Genomic DNA, 26,415 nt, shown 5'->3' on the forward strand with positions numbered 1-26,415 from the left:
GGCCCCCCCCCGCCCGCCGGGGGGCCCACACCGCCCCCGCCCCCCGCCCGCGGGGGGGGGCACACCCCCCTCCGCCGGAGGCCCCCCTCGCCTGGGCCTGCGCTCAGGCGCTCCAGCCGCCGCCGACCGCCCGGCTCGCCAGGTACGAGTCGCGCAGCGCCGGGCGCAGGCCGGGGACGATCTCGTCGAACCGTGTGAAGAGCCTCTTGAGCTCCTGCTTGTGAGCCCCGATCTCCGCGCGGCTCAACACGCAGACCACCTCGACCTCCGCCACGAACACGGCCATGGCCAGGTCCTCCAACGACATCGACGCGGGGTCGGCTCCGTCGAGCACGGTGGCGCGTACCCGCTCCTGGAGGACACGCACCTCCTCCGGATGCGCGACGGTGACACGCTCGGAAGGGATGAGTCCCATCAACTTGCCGCGGGAGATGGTGACCTCTCCCGCGGCGGCGAGCTGGTCACGGACCGGCGCCTCGGCGGTGTGGGCCTTGTTGTGCACGTGGTTGAGCCAGCCCTTCGGCTTGCTTTCGGGCAGGTCTCCCCATACCGAGGCGGCGAAGGAGTCGTCCGGCGTCTTCCCGGGCCTTCGGACCACCTTCCCTCCCGTGGCGTCGAGCAGTCCGTCGCGAGCCAGCTCGGTCATGGCGCCGGCCCGCAGGAGCTGGCCACGGCCCTGCGTGCTGTCGAGCTGGAACTTGCCCTTGTCCACGGTGTAGCAGATCAGGTACAGCCGCTGGGGCAGCGTCTGAGGCATGGTGGCTCCCTTGAAAAAGGATGCGCATGGCGGGATGCGCAAGTGGGGATCAGGAGGCGTGGGTCAGGAGGGTGTGAGTCAGGGGGGGGTGGGAGTCAGGAGACGTGGGTCAGGAGGCGTGCGCCTCGAAGCCCAGATGTTCGGCCAGGAAGCGTTCCACCGCGGCGTAGAGGGCGACCACGTTCTCCGGGTTCTCGATGGCGTGGCCCTCGTCCTTCATGACGGTGTACTCGACGGGGACACCTCGTGCGCGGAGGGCTTCGACGAGCTGGTCGGACTCGGCGACGACGACGCGGGCGTCGTTGGCGCCGTGCACCACCATCAGCGGTGTACGGATCTGGTCGACGCGGCTGATCGGGGAGCGGGCCAGCATGTCGGCCTCCTGCTCCGGGTCGGCCGGGTCACCGACGTACGTGAACCAGTTGTAGGCGAGCATCGGTTTGACGAAGTCGGGCTGGCTGCGCATGAAGTTGGCCAGGTCCGAGATGCCGACGATGTCGACGGCGGCGGCGAAGACGTCCGGCGTGAAGGTGACACCGACCAGCGCCGCGTAGCCGCCGTAGGAGCCTCCGAGGATCGCCACACGGTCCGGGTCGGCGTAACCCTGGTCGACCGCCCACCGCACGCCGTCGATGAGGTCGTCGTGCATCTTGCCGGCGAACTCCCCGACAGCGGCCCTGGTGAAGGCCTTGCCGTAGCCGGTGGAGCCGCGGAAGTTGACCTGTAGCACCGCACAGCCGCGGTTGGCGAAGAGCTGTGCGACAGGGCTGTACCCCCAGCTGTCCCGGGTCCAGGGACCGCCGTGGACCAACAGCACCAGCGGCAGCCGGGACGCCGGGACACCGACCGGCAGCGTCAGGTGGGAGGGCAGCGTCAGACCGTCACGGGAGGTGATCGACACCGGTCGCATCGGTGCCAGCGACTCGGGGTCGAGATGCGGCTTCGCCCGGTGGAGCAGACGGGCCTCGCCCGTGGTGTGCTCGTAGAGGACGGTGACCCCGGGATCGCGGTCGTGGGTGAAGGAGGCCACCCACCGCTGTCCGCTCTCGTCGGAGGAGAGCGCGGCGAGATCACCGTCGGACAGCTTCTCCAGGTTCTCCAGTACCGCGGCGAAGTGCGGGTCCAGCGCGTGGATCACCTGCCGCTCCCCGAGATACCGGACTCCGAGCAGATCACCCGTGCGTCGGCTGCGGATCAGCGGGGAGGGCAGGACGGGAAAGGCCCGCGCGCGGGTGTCCAGGTCGTATCGCGGGTGGGAGTCGACCTCTTCCTCCTTGCCGGTGGCCAGGTCGAGCCGGGCCAGGCGGAGACGGTCGCTCCCACGGTTCGAGCCCAGCCACACTCCGGAGCCGTCCGGCGTGACCTCCAGGGGGTAGATCCCCAGCGGAGCGTCACCGCCCTCGAACCGCACCACGGGGTCCAGCGCACCCGTCGCCCCGTCCCACCGGGACAGCTCGACATCGCCCTCGGCCGTCGTCCCCACCGCGAACAGTTCGCGCTCGCTGTACAGCCACCCCTCGACATTGCCGCCGGGGTTCCGGGCGAGGGTCGCGAGGTCGCCCGTGGCGATGTCCAGTTCGACCAGGTCGAACCGGGCCGGGTCGCGCAGGTTCAGCTGGGTGATCGCTTTGCCGGGCCGCCCGGCCGGCAGGTCCAGGCCCACGGTCCGCGCCCCGGGATAGGGCGTGAGGTCCACCGCGGGAGCGTCCGGGGCCTCCAGGTCGACGCGGTAGAGGTGCACGTTCTCGTCGCCGCCCTGGTCCCGGGTGTAGAGCAACCACCGCGGGTCACGGGTCCAGTGGTAACTCGCCACTCCGCGGTCCTCGGTGGTCACGCACCGCGCGTCCCCCGGCGCGTCGACGCTCTCGATCCAGACGTTCATACGGTTCTGCCACAGCGCCAGGTACGCCAATTTCGTCCCGTCCGGCGAGAGGGTGACCTGCGCGCGAGCCGACGGCTCGAAGAACTCCTCGACGGTGATGGTCTCCGGCAGTGCCATGTCGATCCTTCCTGTGGTCGGCGACAGGTGTCGCAAGAAGGCGAGGCCAGACGCCTGCCTGTCACTTAGTGACAGTGTCACTAAGTGACAGATTCTGCAAGCGAGTGCCCATGGAACCTCCGACGGATGGAACCTCCGGCGGCCGGACCGATGTCGTGATGCGTGTTCGCCGCTCCGGGGCGAACCTCCGTTGCGGCGTCGGGCACTTGGCGAGGCCGGCCGCGCCCGCCGCGCCGGCCGCGTCGAGGGCGAGCTTCCAGCGACAGACGCGTCGAGGGCGGGCTTCCAGCGACAGACGCGACAGGCGTAGAGCGCTCCGGAGCGCCGGGCGCCGCCTTCGGGAGCGGTGAAGACCAGTCCGCTCGGCCTCTTGGAGACGAAGGTGAAGCCCCTGGGCCGTAGCGCGGTCACCTCACCCCCGTCGGAGACCTGTACTGACGAGGGCGTCGACGATGTCCACGGCATCGGTACGCAGGTGTGCCGGGAGCATCGGCACGCAGGGGCGCCAGGGGAAGGGCGTACCCACCGGACCACGGCGCGGGAGCGGTCTCCGGACAGGCGCCGCTCGGCCCTGACGGAAGCCGTGAAAAAAATCGTACGGGGGCTACGGTGTGGCGTTTATGTGGCAAACGCCTTCAAGCTGCTAGCTTGAAGGCGCCGTTCACGCAGGTCACATCGTTTTTTCTTGAGTGGGGCGGGTGGGACTCGAACCCACGGCCGACGGATTATGAGTCCGCTGCTCTAACCGGCTGAGCTACCGCCCCTAACGGCGCGTCGCGCACATTTGTGCGCGCCGTTCTGCCGCAGCATAGCCGCTCATACGATCTCCTGCTTCGGATGGTCGGCATCACTTGACCATGAAGACTTCGCCGCGCCCTGCCCGGTTCCAGGAACATGTGGGTACAGCCGTACGAGGGATGCGGAGGCCACGCGCGGACGGAGTGGGGAGCGTGGCCGTGGGGCGGGTGCGACGAAAGTGGACATAACGAAAAAGGACCCCTAAGGGTCCCTTCCGTCTATCCCGCTCCCCCGGCTGGACTCGAACCAGCAACCCTCCGGTTAACAGCCGAATGCTCTGCCAATTGAGCTACAGGGGATCGCGCTCCCCCGACTGGACTCGAACCAGTAACCTGCCGGTTAACAGCCGGCTGCTCTGCCAATTGAGCTACAGGGGATTGCTGCGTTTGCACCGAACGTACCTACCCGGGTCCTCCCGGGCGGCGCGCGTTCGCTGCGACACATACATTAGCGCAAGCAGGGGGGTGCTCCGCCAATCGGTATCGAGCCGGGTCACCTCGGGTGAACCCGGGCCGGGACGGGGTAGGCGGAGGGCACAGACCGACGTCCGACCGCCGGCGCACGGGACGCCGACATTCAGGAAGGCTGGGCAGCCATGCGGTACCGCCTCACGTTCATCGCCGGACTCGCTTGCGGATACGTTCTCGGAACGCGGGCGGGCCGCGAGCGCTACGAGCAGATCAAGAAGTCCGCACGGCAGGTGTCGCAGAATCCGGCGGTGCGCAACGCCGCCGAGTCGGCCGCGCAGACCGGCCGCGAGGTCGCGGGGCGGGCGTACCACTCCGTGAACGGCGTCGTCGGCGACAAACTCGGGGACAAGGTGCCCGACTCGGTCGCCCAGCGGGTCCGCTCGCTGCGGGAACGGAGCCAGAACGGTCTCGACGACTGGGGCACCAGCAATACCTGATCGCCCCCGCCGCGCGCTGTTCATGGCGCGCGTGCGGCAGAATCGGGTGTCATGGGAATAGTCGCCGGGTTGGACAGTTCGTCCGGGTTCACGCGTGTCGTCGTCTGCGACGCGGACACAGGTGCCGTACTGCGTCAGGGGTACGCGCAGCATCCGGTCGAACCCAAAGCCACCGAGGTCGATCCCCAGGTGTGGCTGCTGTCCCTCGGGGAGGCGGCCTCGGGCGGGCTCCTGGAGGGCGTGCAGGCCATCGGCGTGGCGGCGCAGCAGGACGGCATGGTGGCGCTGGACCGCCAGGGCAATCCCGTACGGGCCGCGCTGATCGGCAACGACAAGCGGGCGCAGGTCGCCGCCGCCGACCTGGTCGACGCGCTGGGCGGGCGGCAGGCGTGGGCCGAGGCCGTCGGGTCCGTACCGCAGTCGAGCCGGCTGGTGGCGAAGCTGCGCTGGATGGCGCGGACCGAGCCGGACGCGGCGCACCGCACCGCGCTGGTGCTCCAGCCGCACGACTGGCTCGTCTGGCAGTTGCTCGGTCGTCCCGCGCGCCGGACGACCGACCGGGGCGCGGCCTCGGGGACGGGCTACTGGTCGGCCCGTACGGGTGCGTACCGGCCCGATCTGGTGGAGCTGGCGCTCGGGCATCAGGCGGCGCTGCCGGAGGTGCTCGGTCCTGCCGACGCGGCGGGGACGACACCGGAGGGCCTGCTGATCTCGGCGGGGACCGGCGAGACGATGGCGGCGGCCTTCGGGCTGGGGGTCGGGATCGGGGACGCGGTGGTGTCGCTGGGCGCCTCGGGTTCCGTGATGGCCGTGCACCACGAGGCGGCGGCCGATCCGTCCGGGCTGATCACCTCCTTCGCGGACGCGACGGGCATGCATCTGCCGGTGGTCCACACGCTGAACGCGGTCAGAGCGCTGCGCGGTACGGCGGAGCTGCTGGGGACGGCGGATCTGGGGGAGCTGTCCGCGCTGGCGCTGAAGTCCACGCCGGGCTCCTCGGGGCTGGTGTTCCTGCCGTATCTGGAGGGTGAGCGGACCCCGCAGCTTCCGCACACGGCGGGCACGCTGACCGGGCTGCGGCGTGAGTCGATGAAGCCGGAGCATCTGGCGCGGGCCGCGTTCGAGGGGATGCTCTGCTCGCTCGCCGACGCGATGGACGTGCTGCGCGGGCGCGGGGTGGAGGTGCGCCGGGTGTTCCTGCTGGGTGCCGCCGCCGAGTTGCCCGCCGTTCAGGCCTTGGCGCCCTCGGTCTTCGGCGCGCAGGTCGTCGTGCCGCAGCCGGCGGATTACGCGGCGCTGGGCGCGGCGCGGCAGGCGGCGTGGGCGCTCGGGGTCGCGCGGGGGACGCATTCGCCGCAGCACCCGCCGGCCTGGCAGGGCGCGGCAGCGCAGGTGTTCGAGCCGGGTGACGACACGGCGGTGGGAGCGGCCGTTCGGCATCAGTACCGGGCGACGCGGGAGCAGGTGCACCCGGGGGCGTTCGGGCCCGGGGGGCTCGGGCAGGGGTCTCTCGGGGGTTGAGTCCGGGGATCGTCGGGGCCGGCTCCGGGTGATCCCGGGGGCTGGGCGGGGTCCGGCGCGGGGAGGCTGTTCCCGGGGAAACGGGGTGAGCGGATCGCTGGGGCGGGGTGCCGGTCCGGGGGTGTTCTTGACCCGTCCTTGGACTTAAACCCTTGGGGTTCGGCGGGTTGCGTGCCGCAAGATGGAGGGTCGGGACCCCCTGATCTTCGCCGACCGGTCTGCGCCGTTCGGCCAGCCGAATCCGAGCCGAGCCCGAGAGACTGCGTGTGCTGCTACAACTTCTGCGAGCCCATCTCGCCCCGTACAAGAAACCGATAGTCCTGCTGGTGGCGTTCCAGCTCCTCCAGACGATCGCCACCCTCTACCTGCCGACCCTCAACGCCGACATCATCGACAACGGTGTGGTGAAGGGGGATTCCGGCTACATCATGCGCTTCGGCGGCATCATGATCGCCGTCAGTGTCGTCCAGGTGATCTGCAATGTCGGCGCCGTGTACTACGGCGCGCGGACCGCCTCGGCCCTGGGCCGGGACGTGCGGGCCGCCGTGTTCGGACAGGTGCAGAGCTTCTCCGCCCGTGAGATGGCGCACTTCGGGGCCCCCTCGCTGATCACCCGTACCACCAACGACGTCCAGCAGGTGCAGATGCTGGTCCTGATGTCGTTCACGCTGATGGTGTCCGCGCCGATCATGTGTGTGGGCGGCATCGTCATGGCGCTCGGCCAGGACGTGCCGCTGTCGGCGGTGCTGCTCGGGGTGGTGCCGGTCCTCGGGATCTCCGTGAGCCTGATCGTCAAGAAGATGCGGCCGCTGTTCCGTACGATGCAGACGCGGCTGGACACGGTCAACCGGGTACTGCGGGAGCAGATCACCGGCAACCGTGTGATCAGGGCATTCGTCCGGGACGACTACGAGAAGGGGCGCTTCAAGGGCGCCAACACGGAGCTGACCGATGTCGCGCTGTCGACCGGCCGGCTGATGGCGCTGATGTTCCCGACCGTGATGACGGTCGTGAACCTGTCGTCGATCGCCGTCGTCTGGTTCGGCGCGCAGCGGATCGACAGCGGCGGGATGCAGATCGGGGCACTGACCGCGTTCCTCGCGTATCTGATGCAGATCGTGATGGCCGTGATGATGGCCACCTTCATGTTCATGATGGTGCCGCGCGCCGAGGTGTGCGCCGAGCGCATCGAGGAGGTGCTGGGTACCAGGTCGAGTGTCGTACCGCCCGAGAACCCGGTGCGGGAGCTGCGTCGGCACGGTCATCTGGAGATACGGGGCGCCGAGTTCCGCTTCCCGGGTGCCGAGGAGCCCGTCCTGCGGGAGGTCTCGCTGACCGCGCGGCCGGGCGAGACGACGGCGGTCATCGGGTCGACGGGCAGCGGGAAGTCGACGCTGCTGGGGCTGATCCCACGGCTGTTCGACGCGACGGGCGGCGAGGTGCTGGTCGACGGTTCCGACGTGCGCGGGCTCGATCCCGCCCTGCTGGCCAGGACGGTGAGTCTGGTGCCGCAGAAGCCGTATCTGTTCTCCGGGACGGTCGCGACGAACCTGCGGTACGGCAACCCGGACGCGACCGACGAGGAGCTGTGGCACGCGCTGGAGGTGGCGCAGGCCAGGGAGTTCGTGGCGTCGCTGGAGGGCGGGCTGGACGCGCCGATCGCGCAGGGCGGCACCAATGTCTCCGGCGGGCAGCGGCAGCGGCTCTCCATCGCGCGGACGCTGGTGCGGCAGCCGGAGATCTATCTCTTCGACGACTCGTTCTCGGCGCTGGACTACGCGACGGACGCGGCGCTGCGGGCCGCGCTGGCGCGGGAGACCTCGGAGGCGACCGTACTGATCGTCGCCCAGCGGGTCTCCACGATCCGGGACGCCGACCGGATCGTGGTCCTGGACGAGGGCCGGGTCGTCGGCGAGGGCCGGCACCACGAGCTGATGGCGGGCAACGAGACCTACCGGGAGATCGTGCTCTCCCAACTGACCGAGGCGGAGGCTGCCTGATGAGCGGTCCTGGCGGACGCATGATGACGGCCGCGTCGACGCAGCGGTCCATGGACTTCAAGGGGTCGAGCAGGCGGCTGCTGCGGCGGCTGTCGGTGGAGAAGGTCACGCTGTGGTGGATGGTCGCGGCGGGCGTGCTCAGTGTCGGGCTCTCGGTGTGGGGTCCGAAGATCCTCGGTGAGGCCACCAACCTGATCTTCGCGGGGGTGATCGGCCGGCAGTCCCCGGCGGGGGTCACCAAGGAGCAGACCATCGAGGGACTGCGGGCCAAGGGGGACGACGGGCTCGCGGATCTGCTCTCCGGGGTGGACTTCACCCCCGGGCACGGCATCGACTTCGGCGCGGTGGGCACCGTGCTGCTGATGGCGCTGGCCGTGTACGTCGGCGCCGGGCTGCTGATGCTCGTGTCGAGCCGGCTCTCGATCCGGGTGATCAACAACACGGTGTACCGGATGCGCGAGGACATCCAGGCGAAGCTGTCGCGGCTGCCGCTGTCCTACTTCGACCAGCAGCCGCGCGGCGAGGTCCTCAGCCGGGCGACGAACGACGTGGACAACATCTCGCAGACCCTCCAGCAGACGATGGGCCAGCTCATCAACTCGCTGCTGACGATCATCGGCGTGCTGGTGATGATGTTCTGGATCTCGCCGCTGCTGGCGCTGGTCGCGCTGGTGACGGTGCCGCTGTCGGTGTTCGTCGCGGCGAAGGTCGGCAAGCGGTCGCAGCCCCATTTCGTCGAGCAGTGGAAGGTCACCGGCTCGCTCAACGCCCATGTGGAGGAGATGTACACCGGGCACTCCCTGGTGCGGGTCTTCGGGCGGCAGGACGAGTCGGCCGAGGCGTTCCGCGAGCAGAACGACAAGCTGTACGACGCCGGGTTCAAGGCGCAGTTCAACAGCGGGATCATGCAGCCGCTGATGCTCTTCATCTCCAACCTCAACTATGTGCTGGTCGCGGTGGTCGGCGGGTTGCGGGTCGCCTCCGGCACGCTGTCGATCGGTGACGTCCAGGCGTTCATCCAGTACTCGCGGCAGTTCTCGATGCCCCTGACGCAGGTCGCCTCGATGGCCAACCTCGTCCAGTCCGGGGTCGCCTCCGCCGAGCGGATCTTCGAGCTGCTGGACGCGGAGGAGCAGGAGGCCGACGCCCCGGCGGTGGAGCGGTTGCGCAAGGCGCGGGGTCAGGTCGTCCTGGAGGGCGTGGCGTTCCGTTACGAGGCCGACAAGCCGCTGATCGAGGACCTGTCGCTGGCCGTGGAGCCGGGGCAGACCGTGGCGATCGTGGGTCCGACGGGGGCCGGCAAGACGACGCTGGTGAACCTGCTGATGCGGTTCTACGAGGTGACCGGCGGCCGGATCCTGCTCGACGGTGTGGATGTGACGCGGATGTCGCGGGAGGAGCTGCGGTCCGGGATAGGCATGGTCCTTCAGGACACCTGGCTGTTCGGCGGGACGATAGCGGAGAACATCGCGTACGGGGCCTCGCGCGACGTGTCGCGGGAGGAGATCGAGGAGGCGGCGCGGGCGGCGCACGCCGACCGGTTCGTACGGACCCTGGCGAACGGTTACGACACCGTCATCGACGACGAGGGGTCGGGCGTCAGCGCCGGCGAGAAGCAGCTCATCACGATCGCCCGCGCCTTCCTGTCGGACCCGGTGATCCTGGTTCTCGACGAGGCGACCAGCTCGGTCGACACCCGTACCGAGGTGCTGATCCAGAAGGCCATGGCGCGCCTGGCGCACGGCCGGACCAGCTTCGTGATCGCGCACCGTCTCTCGACCATCCGGGACGCGGACGTGATCCTCGTCATGGAGAACGGCTCCATAGTGGAACAGGGCACGCACGAAGCGCTCCTGGCCGCCGAGGGCGCCTACGCGCGTCTCTACCAGGCGCAGTTCGCTCAGGCGGTGGTGGAGGTCGACTGAGGCGGGTGGTGGCGCCGGGAGGCGCGGGGGCTGATCCGCGACGCCGCGCGGATCAGTCCAGGTAGCCGCGGAGCTGGTCGGCGTAGGCGTGGTCGCGCAGTTTGCTGAGGGTCTTCGACTCGATCTGGCGGATGCGTTCGCGGGTCACGCCGAAGATCCTGCCGATCTCCTCCAGGGTGCGGGGCCGGCCGTCGTCCAGGCCGTACCGCAACTGCACGACCTTGCGTTCGCGCTCGCCGAGTGTGGAGAGCACGGCCTCCAGGTGCTCGCGGAGGAGCAGGAAGGCCGCGGACTCGACGGGGGACGCGGCGTCGCCGTCCTCGATCAGGTCCCCGAGCGCGACGTCGTCCTCCTCCCCCACCGGGGCGTGCAGGGAGACGGGCTCCTGCGCGAGCCTCAGCACCTCCCTGACGCGGTCGGCGGTCAGTTCGAGCTGGGCGGCGACCTCCTCGGGGGCCGGCTCGTAGCCGCGCTCCTGGAGCATCCGGCGCTGGACCCGTACGACGCGGTTGATCAGCTCGACCACATGGACCGGCACCCGGATGGTGCGGGCCTGGTCGGCGAGGGCCCGGGACATCGCCTGGCGGATCCACCAGGTCGCGTACGTGGAGAACTTGTAGCCGCGCGCGTAGTCGAACTTCTCGACAGCCCTGATCAGGCCCAGGTTTCCCTCCTGGACCAGGTCGAGCATGGTCAGTCCGCGGCCGACGTACCGTTTGGCGACGGAGACGACGAGACGCAGATTGGCCTCGATGAGGCGGCGCTTGGCCATCCGGCCGAGGACGACGAGCCGGTCGAGGTCCAGGGCGAGATCCGAGTCGAGTTCCGTGTCGAGGTCGCTGGCGGCACTCAGCTTCTCCTCGGCGAAGAGGCCGGCCTCGACGCGGCGGGCCAGCTCGACCTCGTCGGCGGCGGTGAGCAGCGGGATTCTGCCGATCTCCCGGAGGTACTGCCGGAAGAGGTCGGACGAGGGCCCGCCGGTGTCGGCGCGGCTGCCCCGCCGCGCCGCGGGTTCGGGCACGAGGGGCACCTCCTCCACGGGATGTTCGGTGAGCGGCCCGAGGGATCCACTGAGCTCGGCGGGATCGTCGGAGTCCTCGGCGTCCTCGGGGCCCGGGGATCCCTGGGACTCCGGGGGTTCCCGTAACTCGGCGGGCTCCTGGGACTCGGCGGGTTCAGGGAACTCCTCGGGGCCGCCGGGTTCCACGGAGGTCCCGGGAACGGCCGTCGCCGGGAGGACCTGCTCCGGGACGGCCGTCTCGGGGTGGTGGGCCGCACGGCTCTGCGGCGGTACGGCGCCGACGCGTCCGGCGGTGGACACGTCCGGCGCCTCCGCCGGTGTCTCGATCAGGGTCCGGGTCTGCACGGGGGGCGACCTCCAGGGTGATCGCTGCCGGTTCGGGGGCGTACGGCAGCGGGGCGGGGGCGGCCGGGCCGCCTTCCGTCCCGTACACGATGAACGGATCCGCGGGGAGTGGGGGTGTCCATGGCGATGGACGGGCCGCGCTCCGAGGACTCAGGCACCGGTCCCCAGTGTGGGGTACGGGATATCGCCGCCACGAGGGGCGTGCGGCGACTTTCTGAGTCCGGTCCGTAACCGGCCCGTTACAGCCGTGCGGCCGGGGTGGCCCCGTACCGTCCTCGGGCGGCCCCTGGCGTCACCCGGCGGGGCGCGGCTCCGGCGTCAGAGGGCTTCCGCGCCTCGGGCGCGCAGCGCCTGACCGTACTGCTGGAGCACCCACAGCTCCTTCTGGACGGCCTCGTACCGCTCCGGGTCGCCCTGGCTGCCCAGTCGGGTCAGCGTGCCCGTGACGTCCTGGATACGGCCGTCCACGGCGCGCAGCCTGACATGGACGAGCTGCTGTCCCGCGTACACCTCGTCGATGGTCCTGCCCCGGAAGACCTCCACCGCCAGCTCCGTGACCATGGCGCGCACCGAGTCGTTCGGTGCGGCCTCACGGACCCGGGCCAGATACTCGGAGGCGGACCGGAGGCCCGACTCGGCGCCGCCCGCGTCCTCGATCGCGCGGCGTACGGCGGCGTACGGCGGGGCGGTGAACTCGTCCTCCCCGTAGGCGTCGAAGGCCGGGGAGACCAGCTCGGGCCGCTGGAGGGCGAGCTTGAGCAGTTCGCGCTCGGTGCGGTGGGCCGGGCTGCGCAGGGTGAGCGCGGGGCCGGAGGGGACCGGCCGTGCCTCCGTCCCGTACGGCTGCCGCTCGCGCTGCTCGGGGCCGGACGACGGGCCCCGGCCGCCGCGGTCGCGCGCCCAGCGGGCCACCTGGGCGACCCGCTTGACGACGAACTGGGTGTCGAGGATGCCGAGGATGCCGGCGAGCTGGACGGCGACCTCGTGCTGCGAGGAGCCGTTCTTGATACGGGCCACGATCGGTGCGGCCTCGTCGAGCGCGGCGGCGCGGCCCGCCGGGGTCTCCAGGTCGTACCGGGAGACGATCTGGCGGATCGCGAACTCGAAGAGCGGGGTGCGCGGTTCGGCCAGGTCCTGGACGGCGGCGTCGCCCTTGGCGAGCCGCAGGTCGCAGGGGTCCATGCCGTCGGGGGCGATGGCGATGTAGGTCTCGGCGGCGAACTTCTGGTCGTCCTCGAAGGCGCGCAGCGCGGCCTTCTGGCCGGCCGCGTCCCCGTCGAAGGTGAAGATCACCCGGGCGCTGCCGTTGTCCATCAGGAGCCGTCGGAGGATCTTGATGTGGTCGCCGCCGAAGGCCGTGCCGCAGGTGGCGATGGCCGTGGTGACACCGGCGAGATGGCAGGCCATCACGTCCGTGTACCCCTCGACGACGACGGCGCGGCTGGACTTGGCGATGTCCTTCTTGGCCAGGTCGACGCCGTACAGGACCTGGGACTTCTTGTAGATCGCCGTCTCGGGGGTGTTCAGGTACTTCGGCCCGTTGTCGTCCTCGCGGAGCTTGCGCGCGCCGAAGCCGACGACCTCGCCGGAGATGTCGCGGATCGGCCACATCAGCCGGCCGCGGAAGCGGTCGATGGGGCCGCGGCGGCCGTCCTGGGAGAGCCCGGAGAGCATCAGCTCCTTGTCGGTGAACCCCTTGCCGCGCAGGAAGCGGGTGAGGTGGTCCCAGCCGACCGGGCTGTAGCCGACGCCGAAGTGTTCGGCCGCCGCCTGGTCGAAGCCGCGCTCGGCGAGGAAGGTGCGGCCGATGGCGGCCTCGTCCCCGGAGAGCTGGTCGGCGTAGAAGCTCGCGGCGATCTTGTGGGCCTCGACCAGCCGCGTACGCTCGCCGCGCTGGCTCGACGGGTTGTACCCGCCCTCCTCGTACCGCAGCGTGACGCCCGCCTGGGCGGCGAGCCGTTCGACCGTCTCGGAGAAGGAGAGATGGTCGATCTTCATCACGAAGGCGATGGTGTCCCCGCCCTCCTGGCAGCCGAAGCAGTGGAAGAGACCCTTGCTCGGACTGACCTGGAAGGAGGGGGACTTCTCGTCGTGGAAGGGGCAGAGCCCCTTCAGATTGCCGCCGCCCGCGCTGCGCAGCTGGAGGTACTCGGACACGACGGCGTCGATCGGGACCGCGTCCCGAACCGCCTTCACGTCGTCATCGTTGATCCTGCCTGCCACGCGTGAATTCTACGGGGACCCACCGACAGCCCCGGACACCCGTCGGCCCTCACCCCCGCCGGATGTCGGGTATCGACCGCCGGGCGCAGGGTGTCGGGGATCGGACGGTATCCGCCGGTATCCGGTGTCAGGTCCCCAGGGAGGCGAGCGGGACGCCCGGGTCGGCGAGGGCGTCGAGGTCCTGGCGGGCGCCGGAGCGGATCAGGCGCTGGATGTCCTCGGTGACGTCCCAGACGTTGACGTTCATCCCGGCGAGCACCGTGCGGTCCTTCAGCCAGAAGGCGACGAATTCCCGCTTTCCCGCGTCGCCGCGTACCACCACCTGGTCGTACGAGCCGGGCGGCGCCCAGCCGGAGTACTCCAGGCCGAGGTCGTACTGGTCGGAGAAGAAGTACGGCACGCGGTCGTACCGGACGTCCTGGCCGAGCATCGCGCGCGCGGCGGCCGGGCCACCGTTGAGCGCGTTCGCCCAGTGCTCGACGCGGACCCTCTCGGCGCCGGCCGCGGACCCGTGTCCGGGCAGCGGGATCGCGGCCACGTCCCCGGCCGCGAAGATGTCCGGGTCGGAGCTGCGCAGGGCGGCGTCCACGGCGATGCCGCCGCCCGTGGACCGGTCGGCGAGCGTGAGGCCCGCCGCCTCGGCGAGGGCGGTGCGGGGGGCCGCGCCGATCGCGGCGAGCACATCGTGCGCCGGGTGCTCCTCCCCGTCGTCCGTACGGGCCGCCAGGACCATGCCGTCCTGGCCGACGATCTCGGTGAGACTGGCGCCGAAGTGGAACCGTACGCCGTGCTCCTGGTGCAGATCGGTGAAGAGCTGGCCCAGTTCGGGGCCGATGACGCGGTGGAGCGGGGTCGCCTCGGGTTCGACGACGGTGACCTCGGCGCCGTAGGTGCGGGCCGCCGCGGCGACCTCCAGGCCGATCCAGCCGGCGCCCGCGATCACGAGATGGCCGTTGTCGCGGCCGAGGGCCGTCAGGACCTGGCGGAGCCGGTCCGCGTGGGCGAGCCGGCGCAGATGGTGGACGCCCGCGAGATCCGTACCGGGGATGTCCAGCCTGCGCGGCTCGGCGCCGGTGGCCAGAAGCAGCTTGTCGTACCGCAGGGAGGTGCCGTCGCCGAGGTGTACGCACCTGGTGTCGCGGTCCACGGCGGTGACGCTCTGCCCGAGGTGCAGCTCCACCTGGGCCTGCGCGTACCAGGCGGGCTCCTGGACGAAGACGCTGTCGCGTTCTTCCTTGCCGGCCAGATACCCCTTGGAGAGGGGCGGTCGTTCATAGGGGTGGTCGCGCTCGTCACCGATGAGGATCACCCGGCCGGTGAACCCCTCCTTACGGAGGGTTTCCGCGGCCTTCGCCCCGGCCAGCCCTCCGCCGACGATGACAAATGTCCGATGTGCGTCGACCACTTGATGCCTCCTCTTCGTGCTGCCGCCATCTGTGAGCGTCCCGCACGGAGCGTGATGACGAAAGAGGGAGCGCTCCACGGGCCTGACTCTCGGCCGGATCCGACCGGATCGGTGTGATCCGGTTCCTGAGGTGATCCGGTTACTTCGTACCCGCCTTTCGTACACGTCCACGTCGGCGGGCGTGCGCCATGAGGGGCGCGGGTCGCTCATTCGCCTCAGGCGGGACGGGTCAGTTCGGCGTGGAGGGAGCGGGCCGCCGCGTCCGTGAGCGAGGCGATCTGGTCGACGATGACGCGTCGACGCGCCCGGTCGTCATCCGCGGCGGCGAACAGCGCGCGGAACTGCGGGTCGAGCCCGCGAGGGGCGCGGTCCTTCAGCGCCTGGGCCAGTTCGGCCAGGACGACACGCTGGTCGGCGCGGAGCGCCTCCTGTTCGGCGCGCTGCATGACGTAGCGGTCGGCGACCGCCTTGAGGACGGCGCACTCGTGGCGGGCGGCGCGCGGGACGACGAGTTCGGCGGCGTACCGGGTGAGCGGGCCAGGACCGTACGCCTGCCGGGTGGCGCCCTCGGCGGCCTCGCAGAAGCGGCCGATGAGCTGGCTGGTGGCGTCCTTGAGGCGGGACTGGGCGAGGGCGGAACCGTCGTGGCCGTGCGGCCACCACTCCTGCGCCATGAGCCGGTCGAGGGCGGCGGCCAGCTCTTCCGGGTCCGTGTCGGCCGGTACGTAGCGGCCGACGGCGACCGCCCAGATGCCGCCGCGTTCGGTCTCGGAGGCGAGTGCGGCCGGGTCGACATGGCCGGCCTGAAGGGCGTCCTCGAAGTCGTGGACGGAGTAGGCCACGTCGTCGGACCAGTCCATGACCTGCGCCTCGAAGCAGATGCGGTTCGCCGGGGCGCCCGCGCGGGCCCAGTGGAAGACCGGCAGGTCGTCCTCGTACACCCCGAACTTCGCCGAACCGGGCTGGGTGGGGTGCGCGCCGCGCGGCCACGGGTATTTGGTGGCGGCGTCGAGGGCGGCGCGGGTGAGGTTGAGACCGACGCTGACGAGTTCGCCGCTCTCCGGGGAGCGGACGAAACGCTTCGGCTCGATCCGGGTCAGCAGGCGGAGCGACTGGGCGTTGCCCTCGAAGCCGCCGCAGTCGGCGGCGACGTCGTTAAGGGCCTGCTCCCCGTTGTGGCCGAACGGCGGATGACCCATGTCATGGGCGAGGCAGGCGGTCTCGACGAGGTCGGGATCGCAGCCGAGTGCGGCCCCCAGCTCGCGGCCGACCTGGGCGCACTCCAGGGAGTGGGTGAGGCGGGTACGGGGGCTGGCGTCCCACTCCTGGCTGCGCGAGCCGGGGGTGACCACCTGGGTCTTCCCGGCGAGGCGGCGCAGGGCGGCGGAGTGCAGCACGCGTGCGCGGTCGCGCTGGAAGGCGGTACGGCCGGGGCGTTTGTCGGGTTCGGCGTCCCAGCGCTCGGTGGCGCGGTCGTCGTAGGCGCCCGCCGGGGCGGAGGGGGGCGGTGGGGTGGTTCCGGTGGTGTTCGCGCCCGCGTCCGTGGATGTGGGTGTGGGGGTGGGGGTGCCCTTGGGGGTGCCGCTCGGTGTGCCCGTGCCTGTGCCCGTTGCCGCGCCCGCGTTCGTGCCTGTTCCCGCGCCTGTACCTGTGCCTTTTCCTGCCATGCACCGACCGTAACCGGCCCGCGCGCTACGCGGGGGCGAGGAGGCGGCGTCCTGCCGCGCCGTTCCCCGTCGTGCCGTTCCCCGCCGTGTCATGTCCCGCTGTGCCGTACGCCGTCCCCAGCGCCTCGTCGTAACGGTGCAGCAGCAGCCGGGCCATCGCGGGGTGCGCGCCGAGCGGGGCGGCGGCGATCCACGGCGCGTCGGCGGCGCTGCGGGTCGCGAAATGTCCGGGGGCGGTGAAGTACGAGGCGATCGCGGTCCGGTGGCGGCCCCGGGCGGCCAGGGCGCGCAGCGCCTCGGGGACCGTGGGCGAGGCGGCGGAGGCGTACGCGGGAAGGACCGGGACGCCGCCGAGGCGTTCGCCGAGGAGAGCGGCCGTACGGCGGGTGTCGGCGGCGGACTCCGGGTCGCGGGATCCGGCGGCGGCCAGGACGACGCCCGCGGCGCGGTCGTGCGCGCCGGGACGGCCGGGGCCCGTGGGCCAGCCGGCTTCGAGGAGCCGGTCGTACAACGTCTCGACGAGCAGCGGATGCGGACCGAGCGGGGCCGCGACACGGGTCTCCAGCCGGGGCGCGGCGGCGGTGGCGAACGCGGGCAGGTCGCGTTTGATGTGGACGCCCCGGCCGAGCAGCAGCGGTACGAGGACGGCCCGGCCGGTGGCGAGGGACGCCAGGGTGTCGGAGAGCAGCGGTTCCTCGATCTCGATGTGGCCGAGGCGTACGTCCACGCCGGGGCGCAGTTCGCGCACCCGGTCCAGCAGCGTCGTGACGGTGCGCAGGGCGCGCGGGTCGCGGCTGCCGTGGGCCACGACGACGAGGGTGGGGTGGTCCATGCTCCTGCGGGCTCCGTTCCGTGCGACGTGGCTGAGCTGGTGGCCGAGCTGGGCGGTGATCCGGCCGAAGAGCTGTGCCGCGCTGTCGGGCAGGGGCGCGGCCGTCGCGCGGGCGGCCGGACTGCCGGGGTTCGGCGGTGGTGTCTGTGCCGGTGGTGTCTCTGCCGATAGCGGTGGTGGCGGTGGCGTCTCTGCCCGTGGCGGTGGTGGCGGTGGCGTGCGGTCGTGCGCAGTCTCCGTCATGAGCCGATCCTGCCGGGCCGGGGTTGCCGGGCGGTTGCGTGGTGGTGACGGGTCTTTTCCACCACCTCACAGGCGGTGCGGGGGCGTTGTCAGACCCGTCACCTAGTGTCATCTCAGTTCGGAAACCAGAGGTCGGGGAGGGGATCCTGCCATGGGCTGGATCGAAACGACGGGCGGGTACGCCGTCGCGCTGGACGGCGCGAAGGTGGTGTGCCGCAATGCCGCGGGCCGGGCGCTGAAGCAGGTGCCGCCCAAGCTCAGGGACGATGCCGAGGTGGTGCGCCTGCGGCAGCTCGCCGAGTGGCTGGAGCGGCACGAGCGGGAGTGCCGGGAGCAGGTGGACGGCTGGCTGGTCCGGTCGCTGCCGGTGCCGGTGGCCCTGCTGGCGCGGGTGTGGCCGGACCCGGCGTGGCAGGCGGTGCTGCGCGATCTGGTGGTGGCGCCGGTGGCCGCGGACGGCTCGGCGGACACCGCGCGCGCCGGTTTCCTGCGGGACGCGGATCCGGTGCGGGGGCTGGGGATCGTCGATCTGGACGGTGACTCGGTACGGCTGGATCCGGCGGAGGTGGAGACGGTGCTGCTCCCCCACCCGGTGCTCCTCGAAGACCTGTCGGAGCTGCGGGAGTTCGCGGCCGAGCTGGGCGTCGAGCAGGGGGCGGAGCAGCTCTTCCGCGAGGTGTGGCGGCGTCCCGGTCGCGTGGAGGACGGCGCCGGCCCCGCCGGGTCCGGGGCCGAGGGCGCGGCCGGGGGGCGGGTGTGGAACGCGTACGCGGACGGGAAGTTCGGCCAGCTCCGGCACGCCACGGCCCGCGCGGTCCAGCTCGGCTACCGGGTCCGGGGCGGCCAGGCGGTCTGCCCGCTGGTGGAGGACGGCCGCGCGCTGGAGGCGGCCTACTGGCTGGGGGACGACTACCCCGAGGCGGAGACCGTGACGGGGGCGCTGGAGTGGCGTGACGCGGCGGGGCGGCGGCTGCCGCTCGCCGAGGTGGGGCCGGTCGCCTGGTCGGAGGGCGAGCGGATGGCCGCGCTGGTGTACGCGGGCCGTGTGGTCGAGAGCGACGAGGAGAAGGCGCTGTGAACGAGGTAAGACCGCCGGAGCATCAGGCTCCGGGCGAGCCGGCCGGTTCCGCCGGTCCGGCCGGGAAGCCGGTCAAGGTGCTGCTGGACGCCGGAGGGGTCCTGCCGTACGGGGGCGGGGCGGAGGGCGATGTGCTCACGGCCCGGAGTTACGGACACCCGGCGCTGGACGGGCGGGCGGTGGTCCGGCTGGTGCCCGAGGCGATCGGCGCCGCCGAGGATCTGTCGCTGGAGTACCTGGGGTTCGGCCCGGCGCGGGCGGAGCCGGTCGGCCGGGTCAGGCCGCAGGCGCTGGGCTTCCCGGCCTGGGCGCTGGTGAACGATCCGTCCAACGGGCACCACGCGCTCGCCGTGGTCAAGGAGATGGAGCGGCTCACCCGGCTCGTCGCCACCAAACCGGGGCTGGCGAAGGAGGGGTTCGACGAGATCGGCGAGCGGCTCGACCGGTCCGTACCGCACTTCCTGCCCACCTACTACGAGCAGGTGGCGCGGCTCTTCCTGGGCGTCGAGTCCCGTCAGCACGCCTCGGCGTTCTTCGGCAAGGCGCGGGCGGCGGAGCAGCGGCACGCGCTGGAGGTGGACGAGAAGCGGCTGCGCGAGGTGTTCCTGGAGTTCGCGGGGGCGGGCGCGCTGAGCGGCAAGGCGCTGCGGGAGCACGCGAAGGCGCTGACGGTCCGGCTGTCGCCCGGCGAGGCGTACGGGCAGTTCCGGGCGGTCTCGCTGGAGCGGTGCGCGGCCGGACTCGCCCCGTACGCGGGGATGCTGGAGGATCTGCGGCGGCTCGCGAAGGGCGCGGGTCTGGACGCGGCGGACGAGGAGCGGTCGCTGCTCCGGGAGATCATCCACACGGGTCCGATGAACCGGGCGGCCGGGAGCTTCTGGAAGGCGGCGATGCCCGCGCTGACCGCCGTCGCGGCCGAGGACCGTTCGGTGCGGGAACGGCTGCTGGCGCTGACGCCGGCCACCGGGGGCGACCGTCCGGAGGAGTTCGACGCCGTCTGGCTGGAGTTCCTGGACCGGTGCGGCGCGGTGGACCTCCTGGTGGACGGGACGGTTCCGGCCGCCGAGTGGCTGTCGGCGTGGGCCGCGCACCGGGAGCGCGGCTGGCGTGACTCGCGGCGGATCCCCGCCGAAGTGGCCCTGGTGGAGCGGCTGGTGGACCGGCTGGTGGCGGACGGCACGCCGGTACGGCTGCTGCGGAATCGCGGACGTCATGTCCTGGCGGACCTGGATCTGCTCGACGCGTGTCTGGCGTGGGGTGTGCCGGTCGCCGGTCCCGCCGCGGACTCCCGCGGTCTCCACCTCGGCGCGTGGCTGTCCGACCGGACCGAAGGGGCCAGGGACCTCGCCGCGTTGGCCGCCGATCCCGTGTTCGCCCCGCTGCTGCGCCTGGGCGTGGAGGAGGTCGCGGACACCGGCGACGCCACGGGGCGGCTTGCCGTGATCGCCGCCCATCCGGCGCTGCGCACGGCGCTCGTGGGGTGGTTCGGTGACCGGGCGGACGATCTGTCGCGGCCCTTCGGACTGCCGGAGCTGGACCACCAGTTGGGACGGCTGAGCCGCTTCTCCTCGCACCGGGTCCTGGCCACCGCGCCGGAGGCGGTCGCCAGGATCACGGCGGTCTCGCCCGCCCCCGCCCTGGCGAGGACCCTGCGCACGGGCATCCTGGACGAGCTGGGCTGGCCCGCGCTGGAGGAGGCCCTGCCGGGTCTGGGCACGGTCGAACCGAAGAACACGGGCAGGCGGCGGTACGGCCACGGGGCGGACGACTGGTACCGGCTGGGGGACGCGTGGCCCGCCCTGGTGGTGCGCCTCAACGCGGAGGCCGTGGTGGTGGGGCCCACCGAGGTCCTCGACCGGCGGACCCTCACCCTGCCGATCGCGTCGTCCCACGGCTGGTACCGGGCGGCCGTCCGGTACGTGGGCGGCCAGTGGCTGGTCGCCCAGCCGCACGAAGGTGACTGGCTGGCCACCTGGTCGGGGCGCCCCGCCGAGGTGTTCGAGCCCGAGGGCAGCCTGTCCGACCACTGGTCGGGCATCCACCCGTCGCTCGAACTGCCCGACGGCGGACGGTGCTACGGCGGCCGGCCGGTGTACGCGGGCGACACCTCGTTCGCGTCGGAGCGCCGCCCGGTCGCCTCGGACGGCATCTCCCTCTGGGTGCGGCACGAGGACCGGTGGTGGGAGTACGACCCGGAGTCCGCCCGCAGGGGCCGGATCTCGGTGCCCGGCTTCTTCGACTCGGCGCTCGCGGACGGCGGCGTACGGCTCGTGGAGCACGCGTGCCGGCTGCTTCCCGTACAGCCCGGTCAGGAGTCCTCGCCTTTCGGCACGAAGGACGGGCTGCTGGGGTGGTGGGTGGCCCACGACCCCAAGGCGGGGACGGTGACGGCCTGTTCGGTGGACGGCAGCCGCAGCCCGGCCGTGCCGCTGACTGCGGGCATGTCCCCCGGGCGCACGTCCTCCGTGCTTCCGCTGCCGCCGCTGCGGCTGCCGGGCGGCGCCGTACTGCACCCTCGGGAGGCGACCGGATACCACCCCCGGATCGATCTGTACGACGCCGAGGGCGTCCATCTCGCCACGCTGGAGGAGGGCGGCCGGGGCGGTGCGCACGCCGCGGGGACCCCGCTGGTACCGCCGCTGGCCCACTGGCACTCCCTGCGCCCCCGTGACGAGCGGGGCTCGGCCGCGCTGCGCGCGGTGACCGACGAGGACGCGGCGGCGCTGCTGGCCGCGGTCGGCGAGGGGACGCACGCGGAGACGGAGGCGAAGTCCGAGGCGGCCGTGCGCGCGCTGCTGCCCGGGATCACCCATCCGGCGCTGGTGGCGGGCGTCGCCGGGCTGCTGGTGGAGGCGGCGCGCCAGGGCAGGCGCGTACGGACGCTCGCGGAGCGGGCCGCGGGGGCGGGCTCGGAGGAGCGGAAGCCGGAGGCGCTGCACGCCTTCGACGGGGTACTGAGGGAGGCGTTCAGCGGCTTCGCCCTGAACCCGTACTCCCGCTACTGGTCCACGTCGCGGGAGGACACGGGCGTCCTCGCACAGGTCCGGCGCGCGCGCGAGCTGACGGCGCCGGACGCGGTCCCCGGGCAGGCGATGGTGAAGGACACGACCGTGGGGTGGCCGACCCTGTGCGGGGTGGGCATGGCCGCGCTCGCGGTGCGCGCCGCGTCGCCCGTCACGGACGAGGAACACCGCGCCGCGCTGCTGGAGTTCCTGGAGACAGCGCTCTCCGTGGAGACCGGCGGCTCCGGAGCCGGGGCAGGTGGGACCGGTGGGGACGCCCTGCTGGTCGACCCGCGCGGCCGGCTGCGCACCCTCGAACTCCGTACCCCGGCGAAGGGGGACGGAAAGGCGTCCCGTGGCGAGGTGCGCCACGCGGGGGCGCGGCGGCTGCTGGTCCTCGGCCATACGCGCGACGACGACAAGGACGCGTTCTGGCACGCCGTCGAGTACGACCCCGCGGGGGCCTTCGGCGGCTGGGACGGCTGCACGATCGTGGCGTCCGAGGTGCTGGGCGCGGCGGGCGACCCGCTCCGCGCGCCCGCGGTGCGCCGTCTGGTGGAGCTGGTGCGGGAGCGCGGTCCGCTGCCCTACCGCCCCGAGCGGGCCGTGGAGTTCGCGGACCGGGTCGGGACGACGGCCGTCGCGGCCGCCCTGCTCCAGCTCGGCACCGCCGGGGCGAGCGACTACCGGAGCCGGCACTCCGTCCTGACCGCCGAGTATCTGGAGCCGCTGGGCGCGAAGAGCGCCGAGGCCCAGGTGGGGCGCGCCGAGCTGAGCGCGCTGGACACGGAGGAGTCGCGCGCGTACACCGCGCTGCTGCTGCCCGCCGATCCGGCGCGGGTGGCGGAGCTGTGGACGGACGGCTTCGCCGTGGAGCCGGTGGCGGAGGCGTGGCTCACCGCGCGCGGCCGGCGGCGGGTGATCCCGGCGGAGCTGATCCGGGGGGTGGTGGCCGAGGCGGGCAACGGCACGGCGGTGAGCGACGCGCTCAACCCGGAGCTGCTGACCGCGCTGACGGGCCGTACCGAACAGCGCATGGTCGAGGGCGAGCTGACGGCGGCCGACCCGCACCGGCTGCTGAGCGGCGCGGCGCTGAGCGCGCTGGTCGACGCGGTGCGCTGGCTGGCGTACCGGCTGCCGTACGGCGACCCGCTGCGCGCCGTACTGCCGACGACGGTACGGATGGTGCGCGAGCGCCTCGCCGACCCGGGGCTGCTGCTGCGCCTGGGCGTCGACCGGGACGCGCAGTGGAACCCGGTCTCACCGCGGCTGCGCGAGGCGCACGGGGTGACACCGCGGCGCGGGGCGGACGAGAAGGAGCTGTTCGAGCTGACCCCGGCGCTGGTGCTGGCTCCGGAGCGGTACGACCGGGGTGCGGACGAGATCTGGGTGCGTCCGGCGGCGGTCCTTCCGGCGGCCTGGGCGGCGGACGGGTCCGGCGGCGCGGGGGTGGGCGGTCCCGACCATCCGGATCTGAAGCTGCTGGCGGCCACGGCGGACGAGGCTCCCGCGCTGACGGCGCTGCGGACGGTGCTGAGCGAGGAGTTCATGGAGCTGGCCTCGGCGGACGGGGCGCCGGGAGCGCAGCAGAACCCCTCTCACAGCGTTCCGGAGCTGGTCGACGAGGTGACCGCGCGGTTCGGGCTCTCGCAGGATGCCGCGGCGCTCTATCTGATGCTGCTCGCGCTGCCCGATCCGACCGACCGGCACCAGACCGCCTGGACGGGGTGGAAGCCCGCGCGGATGAAGAAGGCGCGAGCCGAACTGGCCGCCACCGACCTGGTGGTGGAGGCCAAGCGGGCCAGGGCCGGGCGCTCGTTGTTCCTGCCCGGGGGCTGGCTGGAGGCGTCGACGCCGCGGCTGCCCTCGGAGAGCTGGAAGGTGTCGCTGCTGGCCGGGGACATACCGGGGTACGTGGTCGGCCACCGGCCGGTGGAGCGGATGTTCGAGGCCGCGTGGCGGCGGGTCGCCGACGGGGACCTGCCGGGTTACGAGGAGTTCCAGGGCCGCGGCGGGCGCGGGCGCCGGGGAGGCCGGCGATGACGGACGCGGCGACGAGCGGCGCGGGTTCGGCCAAGGGCAAGAGCACGGGTTCGGGCAAGGGCACGGGCACGGAGAGGGACGGCGGGGAGATGGGTACGGAGACAGTGGCGGCTGTGGACACCGGGGGCGTGCGGGAGGCGGCGCCGGCTGCCGGAGCGGGGTCCGGGCGGCAGATGGAGCTTCCCGAGGACCGGTACGCGGCGGAGCTGGCGTTCCTGGCGGCGTACGACAGCGGGCCGCGGCCACCGCGCTGGCGGCTGACGCCGCGTGCCGTGGTGCTCTTCGTCTGCGGCTCGGGCGGCGAGCCGCTGCGGTCCCCGGACGGCGAACAGCTCGTCGTCCCCGCCAAGTTCGTGGGCGACCGGTCACTCGTGGAGCGGTGCGTGGTGACGCTGGCGGGCGAGCGCGGGCTGCTGCTCGTGGGGGAACCGGGCACCGCCAAGTCGATGCTCTCCGAGCTGCTGGCCGCCGCCGTCTGCGGTTCCAGCACGCTCACCGTGCAGGGCACCGCGGGCACCACCGAGGACCAGCTCCGCTACGGCTGGAACTACGCGATGCTGCTGGCCAAGGGCCCGAGCAGGGACGCCCTGGTGCCCTCCCCGGTCCTCACCGCCATGACGCGGGGCGCGGTGGCCCGGGTCGAAGAGGTCACCCGCATGCTGCCCGAGGTGCAGGACGCGCTGGTCTCGCTGCTCTCCGAGCGCCGGATGTCGGTGCCCGAACTGGCGGGCGGCGACGGCACGGAGGGGACGGTGCACGCGGTGCCCGGCTTCACCCTCATCGCCACGGCCAACCTCCGCGACAAGGGGGTCTCCGAGATGTCCGCCGCGCTGAAGCGACGGTTCAACTTCGAGACGGTCGGCCCGATCGACGATCTGGAGGCCGAGACGGCGCTGGTGCGCGCCCAGGCGACGGCGGCGCTGGAGCGCGGCGGCGCGGAGCTGCTGGTGGACGACACGGTGCTCGAAGCGCTGGTGACGGCGTTCCGGGAGCTGCGGACCGGCCGGAGCGCGGAGGGGTGGGAGATCGAGCGCCCCTCGACGGTGATGTCGACGGCGGAGGCGGTCCACGTGGCCACGTCGATGGGGCTGGGCGCGGCCTATCTCGGTGAGGGCCGGGATGTCGTACGGACCCTGCCGGGGCATCTGCTCGGCACCGTACGCAAGGACGACCCGGCCGACCACGCGCGGCTGCTCGGGTACTGGGACGGCCCGGTCCGGCGCCGTGCGGAGGCGGGGGCTCCGCTGTGGCGGACGCTGTGGGAGCTGCGCGATGAGCTGGGCTGAGGCGGGGATCGCGGAGGCGCTGGACGCGCTCGCCGGGAGCCGGGAGCCGTATCTGATCGGGGTACGGCACCACTCCCCGGCGCTGGCGGCGGCCGTGCCGGCGATGCTCGCGGAGGCGGCGCCCGAGGTGCTGTTCGTCGAGCTGCCGGAGGAGTTCGGGCCGTGGCTGCCGTATCTCGCCGACCCGGAGACGGTGCCCCCGGTCGCGCTGGCGGGCGCCCCGGGCGACGGGACGGGCGAGGGCCTGGTGTTCCTGCCGTTCGCGGAGTTCTCGCCGGAGCTGGCGGCGATCCGCTGGGCCCGGGAGGCGGGGGTGGAGGTCATCGCCTTCGACCTGCCGTTGGCGGCGCGCGCGGCGACGGACGGCCGGCGGGCGGACGAGCAAGGAGAAGGGAAAGGGGAAGGGGAAGGGGAAGAGGAAGGCGAGGCCGGAGGGACGGCGGGGGGACAAGGGGCCGGGCCCGCTCCCGGTACGCTCGCCGCCGCGCTGCGGGCGCGGGCCGGGGGGCGGCGGGGCGACGATCTGTGGGACCGGCTCGTCGAGGCCGCGGCCCCCGGTTCCGGCGCGGAGTCGCTGCGCCGGGCCGCGCTGCTGGTGGGCTGGGCGCTGCGGTCCGACGCGGGCGCGGTGGACCCGTACGACCTGCGGCGTGAGGCGAACATGCGGCGGCGGCTGGCGCAGCACCGGGGCCGTCGTACCGCCGCCGTGATCGGCGCGTTCCACTCTCCCGCGCTGCTGCCGGGCGGCCCGGCGGCCGACGGGACGGACAGCGTGTCCTCGGACGGGGCTGTGGAGAGTACGGCCGGGGGCGGGGGTAGCGGGGAAGTGGTCACTTCGCTCGTGCCGTACACGTACGCGCTGCTGGACGAGCGGTCCGGCTATCCGGCGGGCATCCGGGACCCGGAGTGGCAGCGCGGGGTGTTCCTCGCCGGTGGCGAGCGCGCGCTGCTGGACGATCTGCTGACGGCGAGCGCGGTACGGATCTGCGCGGCCCTGCGGGACGCCGGGCATCCGAGCGGGCCGGTGGACGCCCGTGAGGTCGTCCGGGTCGCCAGGGATCTGGCGGCGCTGCGCGGGCTGCCCGCCGCCGGACGCGGTGAACTGGTGGAGGCGGTGCAGACCGTGCTGACCCAGGGGCGGCTGCTCGGGCGGGGCCGGGCCGTGGCCGCCGCCATGGAGCAGGTCCTGGTCGGCGCCCGGCAGGGCAGGACGGCCCCGGGCACCCCGCGTTCGGGGCTGGGCCCGGCGGTCGAGGCGCTGCTCGGGGGGGTGTGGGTGCCGGCCCCCGGCGCCCCGCGCCCGCCGGTGCTGCCGCGCGCCCCCCCCCCCCCCCGGGCGGTCCGGCGGCGGGCGGGGGTTGTG

Annotated in this window: 15 protein-coding genes and 3 tRNA genes; 8 read left to right on the forward strand and 10 right to left on the reverse strand. The window is 72.8% G+C overall.

Annotation, left to right across the window (positions count from 1 at the left end):
* Window positions 1-103: 103 nt before the first annotated feature.
* The 5 genes from ACFXPK_RS16785 to ACFXPK_RS16805 form a co-directional block, all read right to left on the reverse strand.
* Entirely contained in the window at window positions 104-757 is a 654-nt protein-coding gene (locus tag ACFXPK_RS16785) for a GPP34 family phosphoprotein (protein ID WP_385075957.1), read from the reverse strand.
* Window positions 758-866: 109 nt separating this feature from the next.
* Entirely contained in the window at window positions 867-2,756 is a 1,890-nt protein-coding gene (locus tag ACFXPK_RS16790; protein ID WP_385075959.1) for a S9 family peptidase, read from the reverse strand.
* 690 nt (window positions 2,757-3,446) lie between these two features.
* Window positions 3,447-3,520 (reverse strand) — tRNA-Ile (locus ACFXPK_RS16795).
* A gap of 260 nt (window positions 3,521-3,780) precedes the next feature.
* Window positions 3,781-3,853 (reverse strand) — tRNA-Asn (locus ACFXPK_RS16800).
* Between the two features lie 5 nt (window positions 3,854-3,858).
* Window positions 3,859-3,931: transfer RNA gene (locus ACFXPK_RS16805), tRNA-Asn, on the reverse strand.
* 218 nt (window positions 3,932-4,149) lie between these two features.
* Between ACFXPK_RS16805 and ACFXPK_RS16810 the strand changes: the two genes are divergently transcribed.
* From ACFXPK_RS16810 to ACFXPK_RS16825, 4 genes are all read left to right on the forward strand, one after another.
* On the forward strand, window positions 4,150-4,461 hold the full coding sequence (locus ACFXPK_RS16810; protein ID WP_384990414.1) for a YtxH domain-containing protein: 312 nt from the start codon (window positions 4,150-4,152) through the stop codon (window positions 4,459-4,461).
* Window positions 4,462-4,512: 51 nt separating this feature from the next.
* The gene (locus ACFXPK_RS16815; protein WP_384990417.1) at window positions 4,513-5,982 is read left to right on the forward strand and encodes an FGGY family carbohydrate kinase; all 1,470 of its coding nucleotides are present in this window, start codon (window positions 4,513-4,515) and stop codon (window positions 5,980-5,982) included.
* Window positions 5,983-6,248: 266 nt separating this feature from the next.
* Window positions 6,249-7,982 (forward strand): ABC transporter ATP-binding protein, encoded by a 1,734-nt coding sequence (locus ACFXPK_RS16820; RefSeq protein ID WP_384990419.1) that lies wholly within the window; start codon window positions 6,249-6,251, stop codon window positions 7,980-7,982.
* On the forward strand, window positions 7,982-9,907 hold the full coding sequence (locus ACFXPK_RS16825) for an ABC transporter ATP-binding protein (protein WP_385075964.1): 1,926 nt from the start codon (window positions 7,982-7,984) through the stop codon (window positions 9,905-9,907). Before ACFXPK_RS16820 ends, ACFXPK_RS16825 begins: the two co-directional genes overlap by 1 nt.
* Before the next feature lie 52 nt (window positions 9,908-9,959).
* Here ACFXPK_RS16825 and ACFXPK_RS16830 read toward each other — a convergent pair whose 3' ends face one another.
* The 5 genes from ACFXPK_RS16830 to ACFXPK_RS16850 all read right to left on the reverse strand — a co-directional run bounded on the left by ACFXPK_RS16830 (window position 9,960) and on the right by ACFXPK_RS16850 (window position 17,400).
* On the reverse strand, window positions 9,960-11,273 hold the full coding sequence (locus tag ACFXPK_RS16830; RefSeq protein WP_385075967.1) for an RNA polymerase sigma factor: 1,314 nt from the start codon (window positions 11,271-11,273) through the stop codon (window positions 9,960-9,962).
* Window positions 11,274-11,591: 318 nt separating this feature from the next.
* Complete coding sequence (gene dnaG / locus ACFXPK_RS16835; RefSeq protein WP_384990426.1) at window positions 11,592-13,496, reverse strand: DNA primase; 1,905 nt, start codon at window positions 13,494-13,496, stop codon at window positions 11,592-11,594.
* A 127-nt stretch (window positions 13,497-13,623) separates the two neighbouring features.
* Complete coding sequence (locus tag ACFXPK_RS16840; RefSeq protein WP_384990429.1) at window positions 13,624-14,901, reverse strand: NAD(P)/FAD-dependent oxidoreductase; 1,278 nt, start codon at window positions 14,899-14,901, stop codon at window positions 13,624-13,626.
* Between the two features lie 215 nt (window positions 14,902-15,116).
* Window positions 15,117-16,568, reverse strand: coding sequence for a deoxyguanosinetriphosphate triphosphohydrolase (locus ACFXPK_RS16845; RefSeq protein ID WP_385075971.1), 1,452 nt, complete (start codon window positions 16,566-16,568; stop codon window positions 15,117-15,119).
* A 25-nt stretch (window positions 16,569-16,593) separates the two neighbouring features.
* On the reverse strand, window positions 16,594-17,400 hold the full coding sequence (locus tag ACFXPK_RS16850) for a sirohydrochlorin chelatase (RefSeq protein ID WP_385076026.1): 807 nt from the start codon (window positions 17,398-17,400) through the stop codon (window positions 16,594-16,596).
* A gap of 394 nt (window positions 17,401-17,794) precedes the next feature.
* Here ACFXPK_RS16850 and ACFXPK_RS16855 point away from each other — a divergent pair, with 394 nt between their 5' ends.
* The 4 genes from ACFXPK_RS16855 to ACFXPK_RS16870 all read left to right on the forward strand — a co-directional run.
* Entirely contained in the window at window positions 17,795-18,721 is a 927-nt protein-coding gene (locus ACFXPK_RS16855) for a DUF4132 domain-containing protein (protein WP_385075974.1), read from the forward strand.
* Window positions 18,718-23,766: a hypothetical protein gene (locus tag ACFXPK_RS16860; RefSeq protein ID WP_385075977.1), complete on the forward strand. Its 5,049-nt coding sequence runs from the start codon at window positions 18,718-18,720 to the stop codon at window positions 23,764-23,766. The genes ACFXPK_RS16855 and ACFXPK_RS16860 overlap by 4 nt, the downstream gene beginning before the upstream one ends.
* A 173-nt stretch (window positions 23,767-23,939) precedes the next feature.
* Window positions 23,940-25,052: an AAA family ATPase gene (locus tag ACFXPK_RS16865; protein WP_384990605.1), complete on the forward strand. Its 1,113-nt coding sequence runs from the start codon at window positions 23,940-23,942 to the stop codon at window positions 25,050-25,052.
* The coding region (locus ACFXPK_RS16870; protein WP_385075980.1) for a DUF5682 family protein at window positions 25,039-26,415 on the forward strand (1,377 nt) is incomplete at its 3' end. The genes ACFXPK_RS16865 and ACFXPK_RS16870, both read left to right, overlap by 14 nt.

This window comes from Streptomyces sp. NPDC059142 (genome assembly GCF_042755665.1).
Classification (GTDB): Bacteria; Actinomycetota; Actinomycetes; order Streptomycetales; family Streptomycetaceae; genus Streptomyces.

Excerpts from the sequence above, each read along its gene's own strand:
- ACFXPK_RS16850 (WP_385076026.1), bottom strand. The coding sequence starts at position 17,400 with ATGGACCACCCCACCCTCGTCGTCGTGGCCCACGGCAGCCGCGACCCG.
- ACFXPK_RS16845 (WP_385075971.1), bottom strand. The coding sequence starts at position 16,568 with ATGGCAGGAAAAGGCACAGGTACAGGCGCGGGAACAGGCACGAACGCG.
- ACFXPK_RS16810 (WP_384990414.1), top strand. The coding sequence starts at position 4,150 with ATGCGGTACCGCCTCACGTTCATCGCCGGACTCGCTTGCGGATACGTT.
- ACFXPK_RS16825 (WP_385075964.1), top strand. The coding sequence starts at position 7,982 with ATGAGCGGTCCTGGCGGACGCATGATGACGGCCGCGTCGACGCAGCGG.
- ACFXPK_RS16785 (WP_385075957.1), bottom strand. The coding sequence starts at position 757 with ATGCCTCAGACGCTGCCCCAGCGGCTGTACCTGATCTGCTACACCGTG.
- ACFXPK_RS16815 (WP_384990417.1), top strand. The coding sequence starts at position 4,513 with ATGGGAATAGTCGCCGGGTTGGACAGTTCGTCCGGGTTCACGCGTGTC.
- ACFXPK_RS16855 (WP_385075974.1), top strand. The coding sequence starts at position 17,795 with ATGGGCTGGATCGAAACGACGGGCGGGTACGCCGTCGCGCTGGACGGC.
- ACFXPK_RS16865 (WP_384990605.1), top strand. The coding sequence starts at position 23,940 with ATGGAGCTTCCCGAGGACCGGTACGCGGCGGAGCTGGCGTTCCTGGCG.
- ACFXPK_RS16790 (WP_385075959.1), bottom strand. The coding sequence starts at position 2,756 with ATGGCACTGCCGGAGACCATCACCGTCGAGGAGTTCTTCGAGCCGTCG.